Genomic DNA, 9,928 nt, shown 5'->3' on the forward strand with positions numbered 1-9,928 from the left:
CTTCGGTCAGGGCGCGGGTCGAACATGTTTTCCGGGCCGTCAAATGCCAGTTCGGTTTCCGTAAGGCCCGCTACCGTGGCCTCCAGAAAAATGCCGCACAGGTTAACATGCTGGTGGGGCTGGCCAACCTGTACCTGCTCAGGCGACTGGTGGCCGCCTAAGGGCGGAATCCGTCTGTTGCCTTCCCGGGGACGGAATGCGGTGCACAGGGAGAAAAGGGCAACTTTGCCCACTTGATAGCCCCCAATGGGGCTAATTTTTATTATAAAACGAAGCCAGCGGATTTGTTCAGCGCTTCCTTAGGGAAATACCTAAACTATCTGCCGCTTGTTGGTGTGTATAGCCTTTTCATTCAATAACTTAGCTTCATCTTGCTTAAATTCAAGCGTGTAATCAGGCCTTTTTTGTTCACTTTGTGGGATCATCTTACACCTCTTACACCTCTTACAATTAAACCATCACTCCCAACGGCGGCGAAGAAATCTTGCCGAAGCATTGGACTGCCCGGCACACACTAAACCCTGCCAAACGAAAAAGCCGCCCGCCACCAACCTAATCTGACCTATGCGTTCGCCAGGCTCCGCCTGTTCGGTTGGCTGCTCGAGTGTGTGTCCCCGGACGACGTGCCCAGCATTCTCACCCTCATCAAGAAAACCCTGGAACGGAAGCTGCCAGGCCATTCCGCACCACGACCCAAGTCCAGACCCGACCCAAAGCCACGGCGCCAACACAAGTGAGGCTTAACTTAACGGCACTGGGCTTGTACCCCGTCCAGTTCCAAACAATAGGCTAGCGCGGATGAGGATCAAGAGGCGCTAAGCTGCCATCTTCGGGGTTTTCCAGGGGATCGCCCTCACCTTCCGGCAGATTGCCATCGCTGATAAGATAGTTTTGCCTTTGGAAATAGGCATTTTTTATGAATTCATAACGGTCAACCGATGCCGCCTCGGACACGACTTTTTCAGTCGCCAGGTTATCGGCGCGTTTGTCGATGGCATTCAGCACATACATCCCGCTACTGATTCCTGCTTCAACAGCACTGCTGAGACCTGGGAAAGCGCCAAAACCGACATAAGTAGCGGGATTCATGGCGGCATCACCAATCAAGCCGGTTACGCCTCTTGGCGAGCTAGGCCCAAGCAACGGCAATACGAGATAAGGCCCTGCAGGAACACCCCAAACGCCTAGCGTTTGGTCAAAGTCTTCATGATGTTTAGGCAGGTCTATCATCGATGCGACATCAAACAGACCGCCTAAACCAGCCGTGGAATTAAGCAAAAAACGTGAGCCGTCCATGCCGGTTTGCTTCAGCTTGAACTGTAACAAGTCGTTGATGGTGACTGCAATATCGTTAATATTGCTGAAAAAATTTGACACGCCTTGATCTGCGAACTCAGGCATCATCCAGTTGTAGCCCTTGGCAACGGGCTTCATGGCATAGTCGTCAAACTTATCATTAAATGATTGCACACCCCTGTTCCAGCCTTCCAGTGGATCGCTGGCATTATTGGTCGTCGCGCATCCCGACAAAAAGGTAAAAAACGCAAGGCTAAGTGCCTGCATTAGTTGTTTTTTCTTTTGCATATTTTGCCCCATAATTGACTATTATTTTTGTTTTGACCTAACTGCGGTTAACATACCATAAGTTGGAGCCTCCAGCGACACCCTAACTCACAAAACACATCAATGACTACGTCCACTATTCCCCTCGACAAACGCTTTAGAGGATACCTCCCCGTTGTCATTGATATAGAGACGGCGGGGTTTAACGCCAAAAAACATGCGTTGCTGGAAATTGCCGCCGTGATTGTCGAATTTGATGCCAACCGTGAACTCATCATTACGGAACACCACTCAACCCACGTCATCCCATTTAAAAATGCCGAACTGGATGATGCCGCCCTTAAATTTAACGGCATAGACCCACATCATCCGTTCCGTATGGCTATTGAGGAGCAGGAAGCGCTGCAACTGCTGTTTGCCCCTATACAAAAAGCCATAAAGCGCAACAACTGCAACCGCGCCATCCTAGTCGGACATAATCCTGCTTTTGATATTGCCTTTCTCAACGCCGCCATTCAACGTACTAAAATAAAGCGCAGTCCATTTCATCCTTTCAGTACCTTCGACACGGCGACCCTGGGCGGACTGGCTTACCAACAGACGGTTTTATCGAAAATCGTCCAGTCCGCAGGACTAACTTGGGAGGATGAAAAAGCCCATTCCGCCTTATACGATGCCGAAAAAACCGCCGAACTTTTTTGCTTGATCGTCAACCGTTGGAAACAACTGGAGGCGACCGTTAAATCAATAGAAGAATAGCCTTGACAGCCTGCCGACAAACTACCCTTTTACCCCGCCAACTGCACTCAACATACTCTTCAACTCACCTTTTTGGTACAGGTCAGTCACAATATCACAACCGCCAACCAACTCTCCCCCGACATAAAGCTGAGGATAAGTCGGCCAGTTTGAGTAAATCTTGAGCGCTTCGCGTAATTCGGGATCTTCAAAAATATTGACGTACATAAACTTTGCGCCACAGGCATTCAGCACTTGCACCGTCTGACCGGAAAAACCGCACTGCGGAAAATCCGGCGTGCCCTTCATGTATATAACAACCGGATTGTTTTCAAGCTGATCTTTAATTCTTTCAGTAACATTCATATTTGTCCCACTCACCTGTAAAAAACGCCTTAATTCTATCATTAAGAAAACAGGAAATCTTCCAAAAATAAGCTTGCCTCACAGTTCTTTGAAAATTATAATCAAAGGTTTTTACAATGGGCAGCCGTTCACTGCCTTTTTGTGTGAAGGTGGAACTTATGACCAGTCACGTTATGCCCACCTATGGCCGTTTAGCCGTCACCTTTGCCCGGGGTGAGGGGGCATGGTTATGGGATGAAAATAACAAGCAATATCTCGATGCCCTATCCGGCATAGCAGTATGCGGTTTAGGACACGCCCATCCTGCCGTCCACAGGGCGATCTGCAAACAAAGCGAAAAGCTACTGCATACGTCCAATATTTACAGAATTGCAGTTCAAGAACAGTTGGCTGACCGGCTGATTGAAAAGAGCGGCATGGATAATGTCTTTTTCTGCAACTCAGGCGCTGAAGCGAATGAGACGGCGATCAAACTCGCCCGTAAGTACGGTCACGAACGCGGAATAGATTGCCCCGCCATTATCGTTACCGACAAAAGCTTTCATGGCCGCACACTGGCGACGCTCAGCGCCACCGGCAATGCCAAGATACAAGAAGGCTTCGAGCCGCTGGTCGAGGGCTTTATACGGGTGCCTTATGACGACATCGCCGCGATCAGTGCCGCTATCGAACAGAATTCCAATATTGTTGCCATCCTGGTCGAGCCGATCCAGGGTGAAGGTGGGATCAATATCCCAGCCAGCGACTATTTGAATAAAATCCGTGAACTTTGCAACCAGCATAACCTGTTGATGATGCTGGATGAAATTCAAACGGGTATGGGACGCACCGGAAAATTCCTTGCCTACCAACACAACGGCGTTATTCCCGACGTGTGTACCCTGGCTAAAGCCTTGGGCAATGGCGTACCTATCGGCGCGTGCCTAGCCTATGGCAAGGCTGCACAATTGTTCACGGCGGGCAATCATGGCTCGACCTTTGGCGGCAATCCCCTCGCTTGTAGCGCTGCTTTAGCGGTACTGGAAACCTTGGATCAAGACAACCTAATCGCCTCAGCTGAACCCAAGGGGCAAGCTATCTGCTCAGGGCTTGCCGGGCTTTTACAGGATAATTGCCATTATCTCGAAATTCGTCATAAAGGCTTAATGATAGGCATAGAACTCGATCTGCCTTGCACCGAACTTGTCCAAATGGCACTAACAAAGGGGCTGCTCATCAATGTCACTCAAGAAAAAATCATTCGCCTGTTACCCCCCCTGATAATTGACGACTTGCAAATCAAGCAGATCGTAGAAACCCTAGCCATACTTATTTCACAGTTCACAGAACAACTTTCACCCATAAGTGACCATGCAACCAAGACACTTCATCAGCCTGCTTGATATTAACGGCAGCGAATTCCGCAGCTTAATCAACAGGGCCATTGAACTTAAAAATCATCGCAACCCTGACTATCAACCTCTGAAAGGACAAGTATTAGGAATGGTTTTTGAAAAGTCATCGACCCGCACCCGTATCTCTTTTGAAGCGAGTATGGCGCATTTTGGCGGCAACGCCATATTCTTGTCACCCAGGGATACGCAACTGGGTCGCGGCGAACCGCTGGAAGACAGCGCCAAAGTCATTTCCAGCATGGTCGATTGCATCATGCTCCGAACCTTCAAACACGAAACAGTGACAACCTTTGCCCGGCACTCATCGGTCCCCGTGATAAACGGTTTGACCATTGAGCAACACCCTTGCCAACTGCTTGCCGACATGCAGGCTTATTTCGAGCGGCGGGGTGACATTCAAGGAAAAACAGTCGCATGGATTGGTGATGGCAACAACATGTGCCATTCGTACATTCATGCCGCAACGGTACTCGATTTCAAGCTAAATATTGCAGCTCCGGCTGGCTATCAACCCAACAAAATGATTGCTGATGCTGCAGGTGAACGAATCCGTTTTTTTGACACCGCAATCGCCGCTGCAAAAAATTCTGATTTAATCGTTACCGATGTTTGGGCCAGCATGGGCCAGGAAGACGAGAATAAACAGCGCTGTTCTACCTTCAAAGGTTATCAGGTCAACGCTGAGATTATGGATACAGCCCAAAACGATGCGCTTTTTATGCACTGCCTGCCCGCTCATCGAGGCGAAGAAGTCAGCGCCGAGGTCATTGATGGCCCACAAAGCATCGTCTTTGCTGAAGCAGAAAACCGCCTACATGCACAAAAAGCGCTCCTGGAATTTCTTTTGTGTGCGAAATAGGACTATATTAATCTGTATCTAGCAATCAACTACAGGGGCTCACGTGAAAAGATGCGGTGTGTTTTTCGTTCTACTTATTGTCCTGCTTATTAGTTTCGCACCTGCATACGCCAAGACGGTTTATGTGACCGACAGTCTCGATCTGCCACTCCGTAGCGAAGAGAGCAATAAAGGTAAAATTATCAGCCTGTTGCCAACAGGCACCCCTCTTATTGTATTAAACGACAATAGCAAGACCGGATTTTCCCGAGTGCAGCTAAAAAGCGGTATGCAAGGCTTTATTGCTACCAGAAACACGATGTTGGAGCCACCAAACCGCACCCAACTGGAAACAACCACAAGAAATTTAACGTCCCTACAAACAGAAAATGACACCCTTAAAGAAGAATTAGCTAAAGCTAAAGCATCTATCACCCCAGGCACTACGCTGGAACAATCGCTGACGGCGGATCGTGACAGATTAGATAGGGAACTTTCCGAACTAAAAAAAACTGCTGCCAATCAAATCCAGATCAAAGACGAGCGGGATAAACTTCAAGAAGATATTGTCAACGTAAAGCGCGAACTGGAACAACTTAAATTTGAAAACAACGCCTTAAAAGACGGCGCTAACCAGGACTGGTTTTTGTATGGCGGAATTTTGTCGCTCGCTGGCGTGTTTTTGGGATTTATCCTGCCCAAGCTCGGTTGGCGGCGCAAAAGCGGTTGGGATCGTTTATGAAACAACCCTAATCGCAAGAAACAATAACTTTTTTCCTTTACACCTTTCTTTATTTGCAGGAAATCGGCATTAATGTCTAACTCGAACGACAACAAAACCCGTACTTTTTCCTCATTAGTCGTTGACGGCATGGAACGTGCCCCCAGCCGAGCCATGTTACATGCCGTTGGCTTTACCACAGAAGATTTTAGCAAACCGCAAATCGGCATTGCTTCGACCTGGAGCATGGTCACTCCCTGCAATATGCACATCAATAAGCTGGCGGACGATGCGGCGGCAGGTGTCAACAATGCCAACGGTAAAGCCGTAATTTTCAACACCATCACGATCTCGGATGGTATCTCAATGGGTACCGAAGGCATGAAGTATTCGCTGGTATCCCGTGAAGTGATTGCTGACTCGATTGAAACCGTGGTCGGTTGCCAAGGATTCGACGGCATTGTTGCCATTGGCGGCTGCGACAAAAATATGCCCGGCTGCATGATTGCCATATCACGGCTAAATCGTCCGGCTATCTTTGTCTACGGCGGAACCATTATGCCTGGCTGCCACAAAGACAAGAAACTGGATGTCGTGTCGGTATTTGAAGCGGTCGGCGCACGGGCGAATAATAAAATAGATGATGCTGAACTGGCTGAAATAGAAGCCAAAGCCATCCCCGGCGCGGGTTCTTGCGGTGGCATGTACACCGCTAACACAATGGCTTCGGCGATAGAAGCCTTGGGGATGAGCTTACCCAACAGTTCCGCGCAAGCAGCGATTTCCGAAGACAAACGCCTGGATTGCGAACGGGCTGGCGCAGCGGTGATGGAGTTGATAAAAAACAATATCAAACCCAGCGACATCATGACCAAAGCCGCGTTTGAAAATGCCATTACCGTGGTGATTGCACTTGGCGGTTCAACCAATGCCGTGTTACATCTGTTGGCGATGGCGAATGCCAGCAATGTCGATATTAATCTGGATGACTTCACCCGTATCGGTAAAAATGTCCCGATGCTTGCGGATTTGAAGCCCAGCGGTAAATACCTGATGGCGGAATTGATCGAAATCGGCGGCATTCAACCGTTGATGAAAGTATTGTTGGATGGTGGCCTGTTGCATGGCGATTGCCTAACCGTCACCGGTAAAACGCTGGCGGAAAACCTTGCCAACGTACAACCTTATCCCGACCAGCAAGACATGATCCGTCCTTTGGATAACCCTATCAAAAAAGACAGCCATCTGGTCATCCTATACGGTAATCTGGCGCCCGAAGGAGCGGTTGCCAAAATCACCGGCAAGGAAGGCTTGGTATTTACCGGCACGGCCAAAGTGTTTGAGACGGAAGAACGCGCTTTACAAAGCATCCTGAACGGCGAAATCGTCAAAGGCGATGTGATTGTCATCCGCTACGAAGGGCCGAAAGGCGGTCCCGGTATGCGCGAGATGCTCTCACCCACTTCTGCCATCATGGGCAAAGGCTTGGGCAAAGATGTCGCATTGATTACCGATGGCCGCTTTTCCGGCGGCACTCACGGCTTTGTGGTTGGGCATATCACCCCAGAAGCTTACGTCGGCGGCGCGTTGGCGGTAGTCCAAAACGGCGACCCAATCACCATCGATGCCGAAACCAGGCAATTGACCCTGCACGTCAACGAACACGAAATCGCCCGCCGTCTGGAAAAATGGCAACAACCCGCGCCGCGTTATATCCGCGGCGTGTTGGCGAAATACGCCAAGCTGGTAAGTTCGGCATCGTTGGGGGCAGTGACGGATAACTAGATTGATTGTAATGATGGATTCTTAGATGCAATGGCGTTAGCATAAATGGGCCATTGGTGCAATACGGCTAACATCTCCCAATAAGTTCTCATTGATACCTTCTCCAAAGGGAGAAGGCCAGGATGAGTGGTTTCATATAACAACTTTTTGGGATTTGTATTACGCCCTTCGATCTGAGTGCGGCAATGACTCGAAGCAATCGAGAAATGGATAAAGCTTTAGTTTAGCGTTCCCACTCTCTGCGTCTCGCACCGCTGGAGCGGTACAGGATTTTTTCCCACGCTGGAACGATGCAAGTTTTTTCATCATTTTTTGTTGGACAAGCAAGCAAGGGTGAGCAGGTTTTTTTGCCCACTAAAATAAATAAAAGGTGGGCAGAAAAGCCTGCCCACCAACAGACACTAAGCATTACATGTCAAACACTGGAGCCACTTGCAATATTATCGACCGGCAAGCGAAGTGAGTTAACAATGGCTCCTGACGGGCCCGTTTTGTAGTCGGCATAGAGCGGGTCGCCCTATGTCCAGTCAGTTGTCCAGTTATTTCGTCGTTTTTGTATAAATCAGGGCATACCTGTCCCCCCAACCCATCAAATCACCTTGTTATGGCCGTCCAGTGCTGTTTTTAGGTGGCTAAAAGCATCATCTGGTCCGCAGTTAGGGCCAGGATGCCAAACATCAAATGACACAGGGCCTTGGCATGTCCGCGCACACGGACCACCCGTCCACCAAGCCCGTCTTTCAAGCGGGCGTTGACGCGCCCGACAGTGCCGCGTTCGTTATGGCGTAAGGTTCTGCGGTGGTGTGCCCAACCATCTGGCAGCGTTCCTGTTCAGCCGTCATTTCATTTTTTAGGGCCCGGCCCCGACGGGGATCCACGTCAATCAGCGGGACGTGCCCCAGCCCTCGGCTCATGGCGTGGATGTGCGGCACATCGTACGCGGAGTCCATGACACCGTAAAGGTTGGCCACGCGCCCGCCGCTGGTCTTGGCCAAGGGGAAAGCGGCTTGGCCATCGTGGGTGGACGCTGAGGTTAGGACGGCCCTGACGGGAATGCCGCCGTCGGCCACATCGATGTGCAATTTGTAGCCAATCCAACTGACTTTATGGCCTTCGCTGTTTTTCTCAGGCAGCCGACATCGCACGCTTTCGGCAGGCCGTCCAGCATATCAGCCAGGCCCATGCCACTGGCTTGTCGTCCAATGCGGGCCAACGGCTTGACGCGTCCTTCGCCGTGTTTGGGCCGGCCCCGTTTGGCGGCTATTTTCTGGATAGGTTCCTTTTTGATCGGTCCCCCCCGTGCCACTATCGCAGTTGAATCGCGTGAGTTATGGCCCACCAGCTCGTGCGCATGGCTGTCCTTGACAAATGCCTCATGGACTCGCCCAGGCAAATGGGCGCTCGAGAATTCGGCAAATGCACGCGAAAATGCCCATTCATCAGGGACGTCGCCTTTACGTCCCCATCCGCAAATTCGCCTTAAGGTTTTATCGGTCGCCAGTCGCTCCAGCAAAGCGCGCGTAGTGGGTTTGTGATAAACCATGTTAGCCACAAGTGCCCTGGCAATGGCCGTGCGGTCTTGGCGGGGACGACCCGGGAAGCCACGGCTGGAATAGATGGATTCTTCGATGCGGACTATTTCTAGTGGGGCCACCAATTCCTGTTGCTTCTTGGTAAGTGACCCCAGTCCCCCTGATAACCAAGGAAATAAAGAACCTTGTATATTCAGCCATGCCTGTGATAATGTGTCCCGTAACCTGCTCATTTCATTGCTTAAGATTTGAATTTTAGAAGCTTCTGTTTTATCAGTGACGGGCAGGTATTTTTCTTTTTTGACCGTCCTGGCCACTAATTCCACTCGCTTTGATGGGTTTTGCAAGTTCCTCACTGGCTTTATTTTTCCCCAGCCAAATTCTCAACCGTTACTTTCTTGATCTTACCAGTGAATTTATTATCGTCTTCTTTGTAATCTTCCGACACTGGGGTTTCGTGGTCAGCCCCTACGTTAATGCCTTCATCGGCTGAGAAACCATAAGGGTTCTGTTTTTGGAATTTTACCTTCCGCTACTTGCTCACCATCCACAAACAACTGTGCTGTGCCACCTGAACCTGGCTTAGCTTCATCCATAGTAAACTCGTATTTAATGACATGATTGCCAGCAGTCACCGCTTCGGAAGCGGCGATATTGGTTCTTTCCCAGCCAAAATAGTTATACTCATGATGGACGATGCCGTCTTTCATATACAGCGTCCAGCCACCAAAACGCCCCGCTTGTGAAATAATCACGCCATTGGTATTGGCATCGGCTAAATCAACATCGGCGGTGATGGTGTAAGAGTGGTTTTTGGTATTAATACCTGCGCTTTCTGTGATGCTCATACCATCATAAAGCGTTAAGGGAGTCGCTATTTTTGCGAAAGCTTGTTTTGGGCATCCCAGCCCAAGCAAGCGGCAAAAACTTAACGCGACCGCCAATGCCTGCGGCTGCCCCAGCCGTCCTGCTTCCCTCGTTTTATACCCAA

11 protein-coding genes and 1 pseudogene are annotated in these 9,928 nt (G+C 49.9%); 6 read left to right on the forward strand and 6 right to left on the reverse strand.

The window, feature by feature from the left end; genetic code table 11:
• On the forward strand, nt 1-161 hold a 161-nt coding region (locus tag ACLQ6D_RS10775; protein WP_411727295.1), incomplete at its 5' end, for a transposase.
• Nucleotides 162-458: 297 nt separating this feature from the next.
• On the opposite strand, the gene ACLQ6D_RS10780 is transcribed toward ACLQ6D_RS10775, so the two are convergent.
• Both ACLQ6D_RS10780 and ACLQ6D_RS10785 read right to left on the reverse strand, forming a co-directional pair.
• Nucleotides 459-680, reverse strand: coding sequence for a hypothetical protein (locus ACLQ6D_RS10780; RefSeq protein ID WP_411727285.1), 222 nt, complete (start codon nt 678-680; stop codon nt 459-461).
• Nucleotides 681-789: 109 nt separating this feature from the next.
• Nucleotides 790-1,584 (reverse strand): VacJ family lipoprotein, encoded by a 795-nt coding sequence (locus tag ACLQ6D_RS10785; protein WP_411727286.1) that lies wholly within the window; start codon nt 1,582-1,584, stop codon nt 790-792.
• 102 nt (nt 1,585-1,686) lie between these two features.
• Here ACLQ6D_RS10785 and rnt point away from each other — a divergent pair, with 102 nt between their 5' ends.
• A complete protein-coding gene (gene rnt / locus ACLQ6D_RS10790) occupies nt 1,687-2,322 on the forward strand; it encodes a ribonuclease T (RefSeq protein ID WP_411727287.1) in 636 nt (211 codons plus the stop codon).
• Nucleotides 2,323-2,343: 21 nt separating this feature from the next.
• Here the strand turns inward: rnt and grxD are convergent, their stop codons facing one another.
• The gene (gene grxD / locus ACLQ6D_RS10795) at nt 2,344-2,667 is read right to left on the reverse strand and encodes a Grx4 family monothiol glutaredoxin (RefSeq protein ID WP_411727288.1); all 324 of its coding nucleotides are present in this window, start codon (nt 2,665-2,667) and stop codon (nt 2,344-2,346) included.
• A 158-nt stretch (nt 2,668-2,825) separates the two neighbouring features.
• Here grxD and ACLQ6D_RS10800 point away from each other — a divergent pair, with 158 nt between their 5' ends.
• The 4 genes from ACLQ6D_RS10800 to ilvD all read left to right on the forward strand — a co-directional run bounded on the left by ACLQ6D_RS10800 (nt 2,826) and on the right by ilvD (nt 7,405).
• On the forward strand, nt 2,826-4,049 hold the full coding sequence (locus ACLQ6D_RS10800; protein ID WP_411727289.1) for an aspartate aminotransferase family protein: 1,224 nt from the start codon (nt 2,826-2,828) through the stop codon (nt 4,047-4,049).
• Complete coding sequence (argF, locus tag ACLQ6D_RS10805; RefSeq protein WP_411727290.1) at nt 4,018-4,920, forward strand: ornithine carbamoyltransferase; 903 nt, start codon at nt 4,018-4,020, stop codon at nt 4,918-4,920. Before ACLQ6D_RS10800 ends, argF begins: the two co-directional genes overlap by 32 nt.
• Before the next feature lie 43 nt (nt 4,921-4,963).
• Nucleotides 4,964-5,641 (forward strand): TIGR04211 family SH3 domain-containing protein, encoded by a 678-nt coding sequence (locus tag ACLQ6D_RS10810; protein ID WP_411727291.1) that lies wholly within the window; start codon nt 4,964-4,966, stop codon nt 5,639-5,641.
• Between the two features lie 72 nt (nt 5,642-5,713).
• A complete protein-coding gene (gene ilvD / locus ACLQ6D_RS10815) occupies nt 5,714-7,405 on the forward strand; it encodes a dihydroxy-acid dehydratase (protein WP_411727292.1) in 1,692 nt (563 codons plus the stop codon).
• Nucleotides 7,406-8,145: 740 nt separating this feature from the next.
• On the opposite strand, the gene ACLQ6D_RS10820 is transcribed toward ilvD, so the two are convergent.
• The 3 genes and pseudogenes from ACLQ6D_RS10820 to ACLQ6D_RS10830 all read right to left on the reverse strand — a co-directional run.
• Nucleotides 8,146-8,550 (reverse strand): transposase, encoded by a 405-nt coding sequence (locus ACLQ6D_RS10820; RefSeq protein WP_411727293.1) that lies wholly within the window; start codon nt 8,548-8,550, stop codon nt 8,146-8,148.
• On the reverse strand, nt 8,439-9,284 hold the full coding sequence (locus ACLQ6D_RS10825) for a transposase (protein WP_411727294.1): 846 nt from the start codon (nt 9,282-9,284) through the stop codon (nt 8,439-8,441). The genes ACLQ6D_RS10820 and ACLQ6D_RS10825 overlap by 112 nt, the downstream gene beginning before the upstream one ends.
• 135 nt (nt 9,285-9,419) lie before the next feature.
• Nucleotides 9,420-9,928, reverse strand: a pseudogene (locus ACLQ6D_RS10830) (hypothetical protein); the annotation flags it as partial.

Origin of the sequence: Methyloglobulus sp. (assembly GCF_046714055.1) — a bacterium.
GTDB lineage: Bacteria > Pseudomonadota > Gammaproteobacteria > Methylococcales > Methylomonadaceae > Methyloglobulus.

Bases quoted from the DNA above. Each gene is read 5' to 3' on its own strand.
- ACLQ6D_RS10780 (WP_411727285.1), bottom strand. From the start codon at position 680: ATGGCCTGGCAGCTTCCGTTCCAGGGTTTTCTTGATGAGGGTGAGAAT.
- ACLQ6D_RS10785 (WP_411727286.1), bottom strand. From the start codon at position 1,584: ATGCAAAAGAAAAAACAACTAATGCAGGCACTTAGCCTTGCGTTTTTT.
- rnt (WP_411727287.1), top strand. From the start codon at position 1,687: ATGACTACGTCCACTATTCCCCTCGACAAACGCTTTAGAGGATACCTC.
- grxD (WP_411727288.1), bottom strand. From the start codon at position 2,667: ATGAATGTTACTGAAAGAATTAAAGATCAGCTTGAAAACAATCCGGTT.
- ACLQ6D_RS10800 (WP_411727289.1), top strand. From the start codon at position 2,826: ATGACCAGTCACGTTATGCCCACCTATGGCCGTTTAGCCGTCACCTTT.
- argF (WP_411727290.1), top strand. From the start codon at position 4,018: ATGCAACCAAGACACTTCATCAGCCTGCTTGATATTAACGGCAGCGAA.
- ilvD (WP_411727292.1), top strand. From the start codon at position 5,714: ATGTCTAACTCGAACGACAACAAAACCCGTACTTTTTCCTCATTAGTC.